Origin of the sequence: Akkermansia sp. KLE1798 (genome assembly GCF_001580195.1) — a bacterium.
Taxonomy (GTDB): domain Bacteria; phylum Verrucomicrobiota; class Verrucomicrobiia; order Verrucomicrobiales; family Akkermansiaceae; genus Akkermansia; species Akkermansia biwaensis.
In genome coordinates this window covers 5,011-21,313 of sequence record NZ_KQ971089.1, presented here as the reverse complement: position 1 = coordinate 21,313, position 16,303 = coordinate 5,011, and the positions used below count along the sequence as shown (strand labels likewise).

Annotated in this window: 14 protein-coding genes and 1 tRNA gene; 11 read left to right on the top strand and 4 right to left on the bottom strand. The window is 58.0% G+C overall.

Annotated elements, in window-relative coordinates; translation table 11 throughout:
• Positions 1-159 precede the first annotated feature (159 nt).
• Positions 160-453, top strand: coding sequence for a hypothetical protein (locus HMPREF3039_RS13850; protein ID WP_147549771.1), 294 nt, complete (start codon positions 160-162; stop codon positions 451-453).
• On the opposite strand, the gene HMPREF3039_RS09430 is transcribed toward HMPREF3039_RS13850, so the two are convergent.
• Together HMPREF3039_RS09430 and HMPREF3039_RS09425 are read right to left on the bottom strand one after the other, a co-directional pair.
• On the bottom strand, positions 446-1,600 hold the full coding sequence (locus HMPREF3039_RS09430) for an acyltransferase (RefSeq protein ID WP_067571769.1): 1,155 nt from the start codon (positions 1,598-1,600) through the stop codon (positions 446-448). The two genes, HMPREF3039_RS13850 and HMPREF3039_RS09430, sit on opposite strands and share 8 nt — an antisense overlap.
• Positions 1,601-1,735: 135 nt before the next feature.
• Entirely contained in the window at positions 1,736-2,020 is a 285-nt protein-coding gene (locus HMPREF3039_RS09425) for a hypothetical protein (protein ID WP_067571764.1), read from the bottom strand.
• A gap of 164 nt (positions 2,021-2,184) precedes the next feature.
• Between HMPREF3039_RS09425 and HMPREF3039_RS09420 the strand changes: the two genes are divergently transcribed.
• The 9 genes from HMPREF3039_RS09420 (at position 2,185) to HMPREF3039_RS09380 (ending at position 14,050) form a co-directional block, all read left to right on the top strand.
• Entirely contained in the window at positions 2,185-3,807 is a 1,623-nt protein-coding gene (locus HMPREF3039_RS09420) for a formate--tetrahydrofolate ligase (protein WP_067571762.1), read from the top strand.
• A 33-nt stretch (positions 3,808-3,840) separates the two neighbouring features.
• On the top strand, positions 3,841-4,758 hold the full coding sequence (locus HMPREF3039_RS09415; RefSeq protein ID WP_067571761.1) for a 2-dehydropantoate 2-reductase: 918 nt from the start codon (positions 3,841-3,843) through the stop codon (positions 4,756-4,758).
• Between the two features lie 21 nt (positions 4,759-4,779).
• Positions 4,780-5,679 carry an FHA domain-containing protein gene (locus HMPREF3039_RS09410; RefSeq protein ID WP_067571759.1) on the top strand — a complete coding sequence of 300 codons (900 nt, stop codon included), beginning with the start codon at positions 4,780-4,782 and terminating at the stop codon, positions 5,677-5,679.
• A gap of 164 nt (positions 5,680-5,843) precedes the next feature.
• Positions 5,844-6,581 carry a metallophosphoesterase family protein gene (locus HMPREF3039_RS09405; protein WP_067571768.1) on the top strand — a complete coding sequence of 246 codons (738 nt, stop codon included), beginning with the start codon at positions 5,844-5,846 and terminating at the stop codon, positions 6,579-6,581.
• Between the two features lie 187 nt (positions 6,582-6,768).
• Complete coding sequence (locus HMPREF3039_RS09400) at positions 6,769-8,157, top strand: ABC transporter permease (protein WP_067571757.1); 1,389 nt, start codon at positions 6,769-6,771, stop codon at positions 8,155-8,157.
• 5 nt (positions 8,158-8,162) lie between these two features.
• Positions 8,163-9,770, top strand: coding sequence for an ABC transporter permease subunit (locus tag HMPREF3039_RS09395; protein WP_067571755.1), 1,608 nt, complete (start codon positions 8,163-8,165; stop codon positions 9,768-9,770).
• Between the two features lie 25 nt (positions 9,771-9,795).
• The gene (locus tag HMPREF3039_RS09390) at positions 9,796-12,048 is read left to right on the top strand and encodes an extracellular solute-binding protein (RefSeq protein ID WP_067571753.1); all 2,253 of its coding nucleotides are present in this window, start codon (positions 9,796-9,798) and stop codon (positions 12,046-12,048) included.
• Between the two features lie 3 nt (positions 12,049-12,051).
• Positions 12,052-13,029, top strand: coding sequence for an ABC transporter ATP-binding protein (locus HMPREF3039_RS09385; protein WP_067571751.1), 978 nt, complete (start codon positions 12,052-12,054; stop codon positions 13,027-13,029).
• 13 nt (positions 13,030-13,042) lie between these two features.
• Positions 13,043-14,050 carry an ABC transporter ATP-binding protein gene (locus HMPREF3039_RS09380; RefSeq protein ID WP_067571749.1) on the top strand — a complete coding sequence of 336 codons (1,008 nt, stop codon included), beginning with the start codon at positions 13,043-13,045 and terminating at the stop codon, positions 14,048-14,050.
• 394 nt (positions 14,051-14,444) lie between these two features.
• Here HMPREF3039_RS09380 and alr read toward each other — a convergent pair whose 3' ends face one another.
• Positions 14,445-15,548, bottom strand: a complete 1,104-nt coding sequence (gene alr / locus HMPREF3039_RS09375; RefSeq protein ID WP_082770148.1) for an alanine racemase — start codon at positions 15,546-15,548, stop codon at positions 14,445-14,447.
• Between the two features lie 161 nt (positions 15,549-15,709).
• Between alr and HMPREF3039_RS09370 the strand changes: the two genes are divergently transcribed.
• Positions 15,710-15,784: transfer RNA gene (locus HMPREF3039_RS09370), tRNA-Val, on the top strand.
• Positions 15,785-15,842: 58 nt separating this feature from the next.
• On the opposite strand, the gene HMPREF3039_RS13845 is transcribed toward HMPREF3039_RS09370, so the two are convergent.
• Positions 15,843-16,001, bottom strand: a complete 159-nt coding sequence (locus tag HMPREF3039_RS13845; protein WP_153812552.1) for a hypothetical protein — start codon at positions 15,999-16,001, stop codon at positions 15,843-15,845.
• Between the last annotated feature and the right edge of the window lie 302 nt (positions 16,002-16,303).

The following is a 16,303-nucleotide window of genomic DNA, read 5'->3' as shown; positions in this document are numbered from 1 at the left end:
TTTCAATCCACGCACCCGTGAGGGTGCGACGGCAGGGGTGCTTACAAATTGATCATTAATTGCACAAATAATGATTTGCGCCAACCTGCCATATCAATCTGCAAGCACCCACGCCTTAAAAAATGATCATTACTGTCAATCTAATATCCCCAACAGGTTATGAAAATCGCCGACTTCCCGGGAATTTCCTGTGTGCTTGGGGTTGGCGCCGGGAACCACGGATGCCGGCTCTTCTCTTCAAAAGAGATGCCTCATCCGGACAACCGGTGCCTGCACGTGGTGCGTATTTATAATAAAATGACCACGACGATTCGTCCAGCAACTTTCCTCAAACCACACCGCAGCCTTTGCTGTCCCCCACGGAAAAAAGCCTTCCCGAACAAAAAACGCTGCGGAACAGTTTCACTCGTTCCGCAGCGTCCGTGCAAACAAATATCCGGATCTTTTACATGATGCTCTTGCGCGTCCACCTGTTGAGGTTCAGCAGCCAGACAAGGAAGAGCGAAACTGCGGACGCCAGGCAGGCCATCAACGGAATTTTCACGCAGGCGGGAAGACCCGTCCACCCGATGAAGTCAATAGCATCATAGGCGCACTGCACAAAGAAGAAGTGGCACAGGTACACGCCGAAGGTCAGGGCGGCTATCCGGGACAATGCCGGGCTGGTTTTAATCCGGAGTTTACTCACTATGGCGAAGATGGCAAAGGTCATCATAAACACGTTGATACCGGAAAAGTACCACAGAATCTCCAGCTTGGAATACTGGCCGGGAAAATGCTTCTGCGTTTCCAGGAAGCCGAAGAAGGTAATGGCAAAGCCGGCCAGGAACAGGGGGAGCGTGATGGAGAGAGTCTTTTTCCAGTTCCAGTCCAGGGGATACTTCATCAAATAATGGGCAAGCACCATGTACCCCATGAAGCCCGCGAAGTTGTAGAACATGCCGTACGGGTTCCAGTCGCAGATGCCCAGAATCCCCATATTGCCGTAATTGCCCTCATACCCCAGCGCCGGAGCCAGCATCTGGACGTACGGCAGGACCACGCTGAATATCCAGATTCCCAGGAAAATCTTCACGTCCTTCCTTTTGGCCTGGGTCAGCCATGCGCTCATGATGGGCATGAACAGGTACAAACCCACGAGCATGTACACGTACCAGAGAGGAGTGGTGTCATAATTGAAATTGAAAATAAAGGTGTACAGCTTGTCGACCGTGGCGCTCCAGGTATAAGTGTCCATCACGATGTTGGGGTTGGCCGTCTGCACGCCCGCGGCAAAGTAGAGGAAGTAAAACAGGGGAAGCGCCAGGGACCACACGACCAGCGGAATCAGAATCCTCTTGAGCCGGCGTGAATAGAAAGCGCCCATTTCCATCGTCACGGGAAAAAGCAGGACGCCGGAAATCATCGCAAACAAAGGAACACAGGGCCGTACGAGGCTGCCGATGAAGACGCCCGACTTAAAGTCGAAACTGCCGTCAAAGCTCCCAACGAAGGGATCGCAGCAATGGGCCAGCACGACGAGGAAGCACGCCAGGATGCGCAGAAAATCTACCCAGGCGATGTGACCGCCTCCGGCATTCAATGGTTGGTTGGTACTCATGGTGGTGGAGGGATAAGCGCCGCCCGTCATCGTCGCAGGCGTTCGGAAACTATACCCATTTCCCCGGCTTATTCTATCATAAAATGGAAAAGGGATTTTCCTCTCCCCAAAAACGAACAGACCGTTTCAACAGCCTTAAAGCAAAGACACAAAGTTTGCATGCAACCTATGCTCCCTTGCAGCAACCCAGTCGGCAACCGTTTTCTTCCCGGTTTTCCGCGGAAAAATCATGATGAACCTGCCTTTCGCCGGAAAAGGTCCGGAGTTTTTCCGCCTTTCTCCCGCTCGTCCTCCTTCCCTCTTTTTCCTGTAGGAACCGGCAAGAATCTTTCCCTTCGCCTGCCTCCATTTTTCAAAAACAATGCCGCCGTTATCAGGTACCCTCTTCCGTTTTCTGTTCCCGTGCTCCGGTCCTTTCATCCCGCAGGAGGAAACAATCCCTCCGGTTGATTGCCATCGTCCTCTCCGTCCGTTGCCCGGCCTCCGCCGTCCCTCCCCGCCGGCTGTAAAAAACGGCCCGGATTCCTCCCTCCACAGTCCACGAACTTCTTGCAAAAGCCCCGTACTTCCGTCATCATACGCACATGGTCATTCCCGCATTCTCCCATTGTGTCAGCAAGCTGGGCGTCGATGAAAACGACGTCATTCCCTTCGGCCGCAACAAGGCCAAGATTCCCTTGAATGTGCTCGACAAGACCGCCACTCCCGGCAAGCTCATCCTGGTATCCGCCATCACCCCCACCCCCTCCGGAGAAGGAAAAACCACCGTGTCCATCGGTCTGGCACAGGGACTTCAGGCCATCGGCAAGAAAGCCTGCCTGGCGCTCCGCCAGCCTTCCATGGGTCCCGTCTTCGGTCGCAAGGGCGGCGCCACCGGCGGCGGACAAAGCTCCCTGACGCCGATGGAGGAAATCAATATGCACTTTACGGGGGACTTCCACGCCATCACCTCCGCGCACAACCTCATCAGCGCCATCATTGACAACGCCATGTTCTTCCACACGCTGAACATTGACGAACGCAAAGTCACGTGGAAGCGCGTGATGGACATGAACGACCGCGCCCTGCGCTCCATCATCGTGGGCCTCAACAGGCAGGGATTCCCGCGGGAAACAGGGTTCGACATCACCCCGGCTTCTGAAATCATGGCATGCCTGTGCCTGGCTACGTCCTACAAGGACATGGAGAATCGCATCAACCGCATCGTTATCGGCTTCACGGCGGACGACAAACCCGTTTTCGCCAAGGAACTGGGCATTACCGGCTCCGTCATGGCCCTGCTGAAAGACGCCCTGATGCCGAACCTGGTCCAGAGCGTGGAAGGCGTGCCCTGCTTCCTGCACGGCGGCCCATTCGCCAACATCGCCCACGGCTGCAACTCCGTGCTGGCTACGAAAATGGCTCTCCACTTCGGTGACTATGCCGTGACGGAAGCCGGATTCGCCTTTGATCTGGGTGCGGAAAAATTTTTGGATATCAAATGCCGCCAGTCCGGCCTGAATCCCGCGGCCATCGTCATCGTCGCCACGGCCCGCGCCCTGAAAATGCACGGAGGAACCGCCCTGGCGGATCTGAAAAACACGGACGTGGCCGCCCTGAAAAAGGGCTTGGCAAACCTAGACGCCCATCTGGACGCCGCCGCCCACTACAAGCGCCCCGTGGTCGTGGCCGTCAACAAATTCTTTGATGACTCCCAGGAGGAACTGGACGCCATCATGGAGCACTGCGCGGAACGCGGCATCCCCTGCGCCATTGCGGACATCTTTTCCCGCGGAGGGGAAGGCGGGAAGGAACTGGCCCAAATCGTGGTAGAAGCGGCAGACCGTCCTTCCCCGCCCTTCAAGCCCCTGTATGAATCTGCCCTACCCGTGGAGGAAAAACTCAATATCATCGCCCGCAGCATTTACGGAGCGGACGGCGTGGAACTGACGCCTGCGGCCAAAAAAAAGCTGGCCCAGTTTGAAGCCAGCCGTCTAACGGACCTCCCCATCTGCATGGCAAAAACCCAGAACTCTCTTTCCGACAACGGCAGGCTGCGTGGCCGCCCCACCGGATTCACCGTCACCGTGCGCGACTTTGAAATCGCCAACGGGGCCGGATTCCTGGTAGCCCTCTGCGGGGAAATCATGCGCATGCCCGCCCTGCCCGTCTCCCCGAACGCCATGCACATCTATCTGGACAACAAAGGCAACGTCCAGGGGCTGTAAACGGTCCAAGAAAAAACACCCTCCTTCACCGCCATGAAAATAGCCATTCTGGGAGCCGGGGCGCTCGGCTGCTATTACGGAGCCAGACTTCAGAAATCCGGCCACGACGTATCGTTCATCGTACGCTCGGAATACGACTACCTGAAAGAACACGGTCTGGAAGTGAAAAGCCTGCACGGGAACATTTCGCTGCCCCGCATCAAGGTATACCGGGAAGCGTCGGAAGTCGGTCCGGTGGATCTCGTCGTCGTCGCCTGGAAAAGCACGGCCAATGCGGGATTTGCCAAGGCCCTCCCTCCCTTGATGGGACCAGACACGGTGGCCGCCACTCTCCAGAATGGCATGGGAAACGCGGAGGAAATCGCCCGTATTATCCCGTCGGACCGCATTTACGTGGGCCTGTGCTTCATCTGCGCCATGCGGGAGGAACCGGGCCACATCAACCATTTGGAAGGCGGCAACATTCAATTCGCACCGTTCGTCCCGTCGCCGGAGGGCTCCGCAAAGGCGCAGGAACTTTCCGCTCTCTTTGCCGGGGCGGGCATCAAGACACGCGCCTTTGACAACGCGGAACAGATCCAGTGGTACAAGCTCGTCTGGAACATACCGTTCAACGGGCTCTGCTTGGCGCTGGGGGGCATCAGCATCGCGGAACTCTACAAAAACCCGGAAAACGTCGCCCGTGTCCGCCGCATCATGGAAGAAGTGGTCCGGGCCGCCAAAGCCCGCGGCCACACGTTGCCGAACGACCTGGTCGAATTCCACCTTTCCCGCACGGAAAGCATGGGAGCCTTCATCCCGTCCAGCGCCGTGGACTACAACGAAGGACGCCCCATCGAATACACGGCCATCTGGGGCGATCCCCTCGCTAAAGCCCATCAGGCCGGAGCCTCCGTACCCGAATGGGAACAACTGGACAGGGATATCCGCCAGCGCCTGAAAATGGATTAATCTGCCGCACCCCCGCGAATCATGCTGAAAAACACCGTCATTTTCATCATTGCCCTGCTGGGCTTCGGCATGATCCGCCTGCCCCTGCAGGAACGTATTCTGGAGCAGGAGAAGAACGCTGGACTGCTGGAAGAGCCGGTGAACCTTTCATCCTCCGATTATCTGGAACAACAGCTTGCCATGGTGTCCCTGGGCGGCCTGCGTTCCCTGGTGGCGGCGGTGCTGAGCATGGAGGCCTTCGACTGCTTCCTGATTTCCGACTGGACCAATCTGGAGCGCCGATACAACCAGATCACCGCCCTTGCCCCGCATTCCGATTTTTACTGGGACAACGGTTCCTGGCATCTGGGGAACAACGCTTCCTCCAGCTATCTGGACAACAAGCGCCTTTCCCCTCTGGAACGCCGGGAAGGATTCCGCAAGTACATTCAGAAGGGACGCGATTTCCTGCAAAAGGGCATCAAGGCCAATCCCGGCAGTTGGTACCTGTATTCTCTGCTGGGCAACATGTACAGCGATACGTACCGCCAGCCGGATTTTGAAAAGGCCGCGGAAGTCTACCGGAAAGCCCGAGAACTGGGCGCTCCAGCCCTCACGGCGCGCAAGGAGTTTTACGCCCTGGCCCGCGTCCCCTCCAAATCCAGGGAGGCTCTGAAACTGGGGAAAGAATTGTTCAAAGACCCCCGCAACCGCGTTCCCAGCCTGGTCACCAACATTTTCGTGCTGGAAAACCGTCTGCATGTTCCGGAAAAGGACAGGATTCCCTTCCGCGAACTTTATCCTACAGACGAAATCGCGCGCGACATGATGACCGCCCACTTGGCCAATTCCCTCAGATACCCCGTGGACGGACTGAGGGAAACTCTGGAATCCCTGCCTGAGGCCAACCCGGATGATCCGGCGCCGGATGGCAAAGACTAAGGATTTCAGGGAATAAAAAATGTTTTACCTCCGCCGAATCATTTTGCCGCCTTTACCCCTCCACGCGGATATTCAGCCCAGGGCCTTTGGCCGTTGCTCCGCCGGTTCCATTTACCCGCTTGGCAAAAAACGGGAAATGCGCTATACTGGGCTTTCGCAACACCATGAGTAGAATAGCCCTGATCAGTGACATCCATGCCAACCTGCCCGCCCTGGAAGCGGTGATGAAGGATATAGAACAGCTGCAATGCGATGCCGTTTACTGCCTGGGTGATATTGTGGGCTACAACGCCAATCCTTCCGAATGCCTTGAATTCATCCGTTCCCGACAGATTCCCACCGTTCGCGGCAACCACGACGAGGAAGCGATCGGGGAAGACAACCCGGCAGGCATGAATCCCGTGGCGTACAGCGCCTTGATGTGGACGCGCCAGCAGCTTTCCGACGAGCAGAAGAAATGGCTGCGCCGCGCTCCCTTCCAGCGCATTCTTCCCAATGAAATCGTGCTGGTGCACGCCACGCAGGACAAGCCCAACTCCTGGGCATACGTCACAAATGTGGACACGGCTACGCACAGCATCAACATGCTGCGGGACAACCAGTTCCTCTGCTTCAACGGCCACACCCACGTTCCGCGCACCTTCATCCGGCACGAAGGGAGCATCCAGGAGTACGAGTCCGGAGATATCCAGCTCCTCAAAACCAACAAATACCTGATCAATGTAGGTTCCGTAGGACAGCCGCGCGACGGGGACCCCCGCGCAGCCTACGGCATTCTGGATACGGACGGTATGGTTTATTACCAGCGCCGCGTGGAATACGACGTGGAGGAAGCCCAGCGGCGCATTCTGGCGGCCGGACTGCCGGACATGCTGGCGCGCCGACTGGGGGAAGGAATATAGCCCTCCGCGCACAGCGGCCGGACATCCAGGGCCGGAAACCGGAAATACGGCGCCATTTTGGCGGTTTTTCTGTATTCTCCATGCCGGAACCGGGGAAAACGTGGAAAGCCACATGTTAGGAAAGGCTCACAAACAAGGATTGCGGCTTGCCTCGCATGCCACAAACCAGTAGAGTTCTGCGCGACGAATGAAGACCTATATCATCAGACGACTCCTTCTCATGCCCCTGACGCTCCTGGGGGTCACCTTCCTCGTCTTTTGCATAACCCGCTTTGTTCCGGGAGGTCCCATTGAACAAATGATGCAGCAGCAGAGCATGAGCGCCCTGTCCGGTCAGAAGGCGGGCTCCCAGCGCGGGGACAACAACCTGAGCGAGGCCGACATGGAGCGGCTGGAAGAGCAGTACAGCCTTCAGGAACCCATCGTCACGGCCTATCTTCAATGGTTGGGCGTGCTGCCCAAGAAGATTTCCATTTCCCGTGAGGAATTCGGGATTATTACCGGTGAGGAGCCGGCAGACAGGGAGGACGAATATGCCGGCATTTCCGACACCCACACCAAAATCAATCTGAACGAGACGGGAGAACAGGTCGTCGTCGTGCGGCCGGACAAGGATTCCAAGGAAGTCAAGGACGCCTTCTTTTCCGGGACGCCTTCCCGGAAAGCGGCTACGGAAGGATGGACGGTGGAGGTGGAATCCCCAATGGACCGCGCCGAACGCTGGGCCAGGCGCATGCGGCAGACGGGAAATGAGGGGGCCATTCAGGACAAGGCGAAAGGCTATGCCTGGCGGGCCGTGATGTACAAGACAAGCTTTGACGGCCTGCTCCAGGGCACCATGGGCAACTCCTTCAAATACAATGAACCGGTATGGGACATGATCAAGGAGCGCATTCCTGTCTCCCTGTACTTCGGCATCCTGAGCGCCATCATCACGTATTCCGTGTGCATTCCCCTGGGCATTGTGAAGGCCATACGGCACAAGAGCGTGGTGGACAACATTTCCTCCGTGCTGATCTTCCTGGGGTATTCCGTTCCCGGCTTTGCGCTGGGCGCCGTGCTCGTGGTGTACCTGGGCGCGCGCCTGGAATGGTTCCCGCTGTGCGGCCTTACCTCCGCGGACTTTGCGGACATGGGATTCTGGGAACAGGCGGCCGACCTGCTGCACCATACCGTGTTGCCCCTGATCTGCTACGTGGTCAGCTCCTTCGCCATCACTACGATGATGATGAAGAACAACCTGATGGACAACCTTTCCTCCGACTACGTCCGGACAGCCATGGCCAAAGGCGTGAGCTTCAAGGGGGCCGTGATCAAGCACGCCTTCCGCAACTCCTTCATTCCCATTGCTTCCACGCTCGGTAGCCTGATCAGCCTGATTGTGGCCGGCTCCATGTTGGTGGAAAAGGTGTTCGACATCCAGGGCTTCGGCATGCTGAGCTACCAGGCCCTGATGGACAAGGACTACGCCCTGATCATGGGCACGCTGCTGCTCACCTCCTTCCTGATGGTGCTGGGCAACCTGCTTTCCGACATCATCGTGGCCGCCGTAGACCCGCGCATCAAATTTGAATAACACACATGGTTAGAAAACTGGCATACCTTCTCATCATCCTGGCGGTCCTCACCGCCGCGGGCGAGCTGTGCGGGCTGCTCCTCCCCACGCTGAGCTGGCCCTTCACTGTCTCGCGGGAAATGAGCATGCTTCACATCGTCTGCGCGGACCAGAACAACAGCGGCCTCCTGACGCCTCAGGGAAAATTCCTGTGGTTTGGCTGGGCCTGCGTGCTGGTCATGGCCGGAGCGGGCCTCTGGATCAGGCTGAAAGGACCGCGCCGGTTCCGCCCCACGCCAATCACCAAAAGACGCCTCCAAAGGTTCAAAAGCATTTCCCGCGGCTACGTCTCCCTGGTCATCCTGCTGGCCCTGACGCTGCTGGCCTGCATGGACCAGTGCCTGGTGGGAAAAAGGGCGCTGCTGGTCATTCAGGACGGATCCTGGTACTTCCCCGCCATCATGCGCAAGGTGTACAAGGGTTCCACCTTCGGTCAGACCGGGGACTTTGCGGATGCGGAAGCCAACTACCGGGAACTGAAAAAACAGGCGGGCCAGCCCGGAAAACCCTCCCTGGTCGTCATGCCCCTCGTCCCCTACGACCCCACGGGGGATTCCACCAATCCGGGCTCGGAAGCGCTGGTCGTGAATGAAGAGGGCCTGGTCTGCGAAGCCGATGGAAAGCCGTACTCCGGCCTTGCCTCCCGCCTGCATAAGGATGAAGAAGCCCTGCCGCACATCAGCTACAAATTCCGCAAGGGAAAAAAGGTGGACCGCGCCACCGGATGGCTGGAGGACAGGACGGAAGTGTACAGCGCCACGTACGAGAACAACAAGATTGTGGCGGAACACTACAACGGCCCCGGCACCAAGGAGGATTTCCTGAAACAGACGGATGAAAACAAAATCAGCCGCATCTTCTACCACCCGGCGCCGCCCCTCAAGGGCGGCCACCTGCTGGGCACCAACACCCAGGGGGCGGACATCCTGGCCTACCTGTACGGAGGCCTTCAGGTCAACATGAAAGCCGCCATCTTCTACCTGCCCATCGTGTACTTCATCGGCATCACCTTCGGAATGATGATGGGGTACTTCGGCGGCATGTTCGACCTCGGCATGCAGCGCCTCATAGAAATCTTCTCCCAGGTGCCCTTCCTCTTCATCATCATGATCATCTCGGACATGGTGCCTCTTCACATGAAAGGCATGTTCCTGATCATCAGCCTGCTGATCATGTTCGGGTGGATGTCCATGACCTACCAGCTCCGAACCTCCACCATGAAGGAAAAGGCGCGGGACTACGTGGCGGCGGCGCGCGTGGTGGGGGCGTCCACCAACCGCATCCTCTTTGTCCACATCCTGCCGAACCTGGTCGCCATCCTGGTCACGCTGGTGCCGTTCAGCGTCTCCGCCCTGATCCTGGCCCTGGCATCCCTGGACTATCTCGGCTTCGGCCTTCCGGACACCTATGCAAGCTGGGGGCGCCTGCTGAATGACGGCCTTGCGGACCTTTCCGCCTCCTGGGTGGTTACCTCCGCCTTCTCCGCCCTGGTCATCACTCTGCTGCTCGTCACCTTCATCGGGGAGGCTGTCCGCGAAGCCTTCGACCCAAAAAAATTCACCACTTACAAATAAGAATATTCCCTTTTTCACAGACTCCATGCTCAAGCTTTCCGCCATTCTCCGCACGATCCTTGCCTCCGTCTCCGTGTCCCTTCTGCTGACAGCGAGCGCCGGCTGCAAGGATTCCTCCCAATCCCAGGGGGTGGGCTGGCAGCCGAACGTTCCTTTCGGAACCCTGCCGCCGGGTTTCGACACCTTCCCGGAACGGTGGAACAGGCAGATCAACGACAGGCTGGCCCGGGAAGAAGCGGCCAAGCAAAAGGAAATCCGGGAACTCCGGGAAAAATTCTTCAAGGAGGAAGACCCCAAAATCCGTGAAAAACTGCAGAGCAAACTCATCTCCGACGAAGCCGCGCTGTCCGTCATTCATCGGAGACAGAGCGAAGGGGACTACATCCAATTCAAGACTCCGGCGGACATCCCCGCAGACCTCAAATGGGAAGACGGGCTGGACAATCCGGAAATAGGCGACCCGAACGCCAAAAAAGGCGGCGTTCTGCGCCAGTGGGCCCCCGGCTCCTACCCGGACACGTTCCGCCCCAACGGCCCGAACAGCAACAGCGGATTCCGCGGCCCCCTGTATGATGAAATCATCATCGGCCTCGTCTCCATCCACCCGGTCACCGGAAAAATCATTCCCGGCATCGCCCGGAAATGGGCGGAATCCCCGGACAGGCGCACCGTCTATTTCGAACTGGACCCGGACGCCCGCTACTCGGACGGAGCCAAGGTCAAGGCGGTGGACCTGCTGGTGAACATGTACATCCGAACCTCGGAACACAGCCGTGACGTTTTTTACAACAACTTCTACTACCAGAACGCCTCCAACATCACCATTTACGACGACAGCCGCTTCTCCGTCACTCTTCCCTCCCCCAAACCCCTGCTGCCCTACTACTGCACCCTGTTCATCCCGTCCCCGCCGCATTTCTACTGCGAGTTCGGCCCCAGCTACGTGGAACGCTACCAGTGGCGCGTGCCTCCCACCACCGGGGCCTACGTGGTGAAGCCCGACGGCATCATCCGCGGGCGGCAGGTCATCCTCCAGCGCATACCGGACTGGTGGGGCAAGGATAAAAAGTTCACGAAGTACATGTATAACGTGGACCAGATCGTGTACAACTTCATCGGGGAACCGTCCAAGGCCATTGAACTCTTCCGCATCGGAGAGCTGGACGTGCTGAACATCACGAAGCCGGAGCTGTGGCACGAACGCATGGAAATACCGGAGGTCCATAACGGCTACATCAACCGCAGCACCTTCTACACCATCTACCCGCGGCCTCCCACGGGCATCTTCCTGAACACCTCCAAGCCGCCGTTCAACGACCTCAACGTTCGCCTGGGCTTCCAGCACGCGCTGAATATCCAGAACATCATTGACATCACGTTCCGTGGGGACTACCAGCGCCTCAACTCCTACGACTCCGGCTTCGGAAAATTCACCAACCCCTACATCAAGGCGCGCCCCTACTCTCCGGAACAGGCGCGGGCCTTCTTCGCCAGCGCGGGATATACCATTCCGTGCCCGGACGGTATTCTCCGCAAGCCGGACGGCACCCGTCTGACCGCCGCCATCACGTTCCCCAACTCCTCCCCCACCCTGGCCTCCACACTGGGCAAGCTGAAGGAGGACGCCCGCAAGTGCGGCCTGGAAATCCAGCTTGACCCGCTGGACTCCACCGTAGCCTTCCGCAAGATCATGGAAAAACGCGCCCAGGCCTCCTTCATGGCCTGGGGATTCACTCCGCCCCACCCCATGAACGAGCAGGGCTTCCATTCCCGCTACGCCTACGACGAACGCGGCAGCCTCATCACGTACACCAACAACATCACCGCGTATGCGGACAAGGAGATGGACAAGTTGCTGGACGACGAAACGAACGCCGCCACGGAAGACGAACTGCAGAAAGCCACCTGGAAAGTGCAGCAGAAAATTCATGACGAAGCCCTGTGGGTGCCCTGCTGGACCACGGAATTCATCCGCCTGGGCTATTGGCGATGGGTCAAATGGCCCAACAGCGCCACCACGCAATTCTGCCATCCGGTCGTCTTCGACCCCATGGAAAGCTACCTATACTGGGTGGACAACGACGTGAAGAAAGAAACGCTGGAAGCCAAGCGGGAGGGCAGAACCTTCGAGGAAGTGGACGCCGTGTACGACCAGTACCGCTTCCTTGACTCCATCGACAGCCTGGACAACAAGGACGGCGCGGACAAACTGCCTTCCGTCCCCGCCATCCCGGAAAACGGCGTCACTCAGGAAGAACCCCCTACCACGGAAAAATAACAAGTGAGCGAACCCCTGTTGGAAATCAAGAACCTGGTCACCGGATTCGAGACGGAATCCGGCCTGCTGAAAGCGGTGGACGGCGTCAGCTTCACCGTCCCCAAGGGCTCCTGCGTAGGCATCGTGGGGGAATCCGGCTGCGGCAAGAGCGTCACGGCCATGTCCATCGTCCGCCTTCTGCCCCAGCCCATGGGAAAAATCCTGGACGGGGAAATCCTGTTCCAGGGACGCGACCTGGTCCAGGCCAAGGAAACGGACATGCACGGCATCCGCGGCAGGCACATCGGCGTCATCTTCCAGGAACCCATGACGGCCCTGAACCCCGTGCACAGCATAGGGCGGCAAATCGGGGAATCCCTGATGCTCCACCGCGGCCTGAACGCCAGGGAAGCGCGCGACGCCGCCATCCAGCTCCTGCAGCGCGTCCGCATTCCCGCTCCGGAACAGCGCGTGGACGAATTCCCGCACCAGCTCTCCGGCGGCATGCGCCAGCGCGTCGTCATCGCCATTGCCCTAGCCTGCCATCCGGAACTCATCATTGCGGACGAACCCACCACGGCGCTGGACGTCACGGTGCAGGCGCAAATTCTTTCCCTGCTCAAGGACCTCCAGGCGGAAATGGGCTCCTCCTCCATCCTCATCACACATGATCTGGGCGTCATCGCCCAGAGCTGTGACTCCGTCGTGGTCATGTATGCCGGACGCGTGGTGGAAAAAGCCCCGGTCCGGGAACTCTTCTCCAATCCGCTCCATGCCTATACCAGGGGCCTGCTGGCCTCCATCCCGCAATTAAGCTCCGTGCGCAAGACCAAGCTGCCCACCATCCCCGGCCAGGTGGCCTCCATTGCGGACTTCGTGCCCGGCTGCCGCTTCTGCCAGCGGCAGGGCGTGCCTGCGGAGGAACTGACGGAACGCCCGCCCCTGGTGGAAGTGACCCCCGGGCACTTCGTGGAAGCCTGCCCCCGCTGCGCCAACCTTTAACCCCTCCTTTGCCATGCCGGAACCACTCTTGCAAGTCAACAACCTGAAAATGTACTTTCCCGTCCGCTCCGGGATCTTCCTGCGCCAGGCGGGCTGGGTGAAGGCGGTGGACGACGTCTCCTTCAACATCTATCCCGGCGAAACGCTGGGGCTGGTGGGGGAATCCGGCTGCGGAAAATCCACCATCGGCAAAAGCATCGTGCGCCTGCTGAAGCCCACGGGAGGGTCCATCCTCTTCAACGGCCAGAACATCGCCACCCTTTCCCAGCGCAAAATGCGGCCCCTGCGGCCCCACATCCAGATGGTCTTCCAGGACCCTGCGGAATCACTCAACCAACGGCAATCCATCGGGCAGATCGTGGCGGAACCCTTCGTCATCCACCGAATGGGCACTCCGGCGGAACGCCGGGAATGGGTGCGCGGACTGCTGGACCGCGTAGGCCTGCCGGACAGCGCCATCGACCGCTTCCCCTTTGAATTTTCCGGCGGCCAGCGCCAGCGCATCGGCATCGCCCGCGCCCTCACGCTGAACCCCAGCCTCATTATTCTGGACGAACCCGTTTCCGCCCTGGACGTCTCCGTACAATCCCAGGTGCTCAACCTGCTCCTGGAACTCCAAGAGGAACGCAAGCTCTCCTACCTGTTCATCGCCCATGACCTGGCGGTGGTCAAACACATCTCCGACCGCGTGGCCGTCATGTACTTGGGAAAAATCGTGGAAATATCAGACGCGGAAACCATCTACCAGGCGCCCAAACACGCCTACACCAAAGCCCTGCTGGACGCCATTCCGGAACCGGACCCCGCCAAAGCCAACACGCACCAGCCGCTGCCGGGGGATGTGCCCTCCCCCATCAACCCGCCGCTTGGTTCCGCCTTCGGCCACCGCATCCAGCACCCCGCCTACCCGGAAACCGTGGGAGCGGACCTGACGCCCGTGGAAATAGAACCAGGCCACTGGGTAGCTCCGGACCCCTGCTCCCTGGAGCCGGAAGACTGGAACAAACTCCGCCAGAGATAAAACTCCGCCGGAAAATTAAAAGAAGAGCTGAACGTCAGAAAAACCGTCTTTCTGACGAAAAAATTCCCTTACCCTCCTTGTTTCCTGCAAGCATTCCCCCGCCCCCGCATTTCTGCTCCCCTCCCGCGATGGACCCCCCTCCTGAAACATAACGGAACGAGAATTTTCGCCAGCCGGGAAAAACACCCGCAAACAGTAAAAACTCCGAACCACCGGGCCAAAGCTTAAAAAGCGCGGAGCCGTCCGTCCGGCAATATCCTCAAAAACTGCTCTGTTTTCATCAGCAGGCTTTTCCAATTCTCCAAAATCCGGAATGGCATGACAGCCGGAACTTTCCGGGAAAGCATCCCGGAAAAAAGAAAAACAATAGAATCCGTCCTCCGCGCGAAACCGCTCACACGTAAATCCGCGGAACACGGGAACTGATGCTGGTCAGCACGTTGCTCGGAATGGTATTGGCGCGGCGCGTCAGCTCTTCCCAGCTCACATTGGGGCCCATGATCTCCACCAAGTCACCGGTATTCACCTGGTCCATGTATGTGACGTCCACCATGATCTGGTCCATGGTAATGCGTCCCAGAACGGGGCAATACTGGCCGTTGATATACACCCGCGCTCCCTGGTTGGACAAATACTGAAGATAGCCGTCCGCATAGCCGATGCCGATAGTCGCCACCTTCGTGCATCCCTTCGTGATATAGCAATGGTTGTAGGAAACGCCGTGATTGCCCGGCAACGTGCGTATCAGGGTAATGCGGCTGTAGAGCGTCAGCGTGGGACGCAGGTCCTTGTTGTGGGGAGACGGCATGGGGGAATACCCGTACAGGATTCTTCCCAGCCTCACCATGTTGGCGCAAGGCACCTTGTAATTGAACACGGCCGCGCTGCTGCACAAATGGCGGAACTTGTACTCGTGCCCTTGGGAAAGTTCATTCACCGCCTCCGCAAAGCCGCTGATCTGGCCGTGCGTGAAGGAAATATCGTCCGATGCCGCGGAAAGGTGGGAAAACACGCCTTCCAAATCCAGGAAAGTGAACTGCTTAAGCTTCTCCGTCAGGCCATGCAGTTCACTGGGCAGAAAACCGCTGCGCCCCATACCCGTATCCACGCCCAGGTGGACATGCACGGGCTTGTTGTACAGTCTCCCCAGGGAATTGAAATGTTCCGCCTCCTCCAGGCTGGAAAGGGCAGCGCGCCAGCCGTTCTGGACAATCTCCTCCCGCTCTCCCGCAAAACAGGGACCAAGAATGAACGGGCACGTTTTGGCCCCCGCATCCCGCACCCGGCAGGCTTCCGCCACGGTCGCCACGCCGAAAAAGGCGCAATCCTCGCCGTCCAAAGCCTTCACCACGCCTTCCAGACCGTGTCCGTAAGCCTCCGCCTTCACAATGGCCATCAAACGATGGTCCGGCATGATGCGGCGTACGACGTTGAGATTGTGCTTCAACGCACCGGTATCAATCTGGGCCCAGGCTCTGGGTGGGCTTGTGCAACTCATGCCCGGAGTGTAAAAAGACGGCCGATGTTCTACAAGCCGGAATTCAGCCACCATGCTCCCATTCCCGCCAAGAGCCCCGCAGAAACTTTTTTCCCGGAAGTTCGGGAAAAAAATCTTGCCAATTCCGGAGGGCTCCTATAGATTCTCCCCGTCCCAAACACGCGCGGTTAGCTCAGTGGTAGAGCACATGCTTCACACGCATGGGGTCACTGGTTCGAAACCAGTACCGCGTACCATCTTCATAAACGCCTTGGAATCAAACATTTCGAGGCGTTTTTTCTTTTTCAAAATTGCTCAACCAGCACCCATATCAGTACCTTGTTTTTTCTGATTCACACCTGTTTGAAGTTGTTCAAGGTGATTCTGAAAGTCAGCTGGAGTTTCAATTTCATGATCAGATCCGTTGCCTGATACCCCCCCTTGTACGAAAATAAGTGGAACGAATTCAGCCATTCGAAAGTTAAGAAGAAGCCGGCCTCACGGTATCCCTTTACCTTTTACACATCCGGAATACTCCCTCCTGTACTGGTCCCTGAAACATTAGATGCCGGGCCGGAGAATGAAAACGTTCGGAAGTGATACCTTCGCAGACTAATCCTGCCAAAGCAACGATGCATGACTAGCGTGGCTCGTCTATCGGTAGGAGAAGAATTCGAGTAATTTGTGCTCGTGTCTTAAAGATAATCAACAAAGAAATCTATTGATAAACAATTTTTTACAATCATCCTCCAAGGTTAGCGCAACGGTTTTGAAAT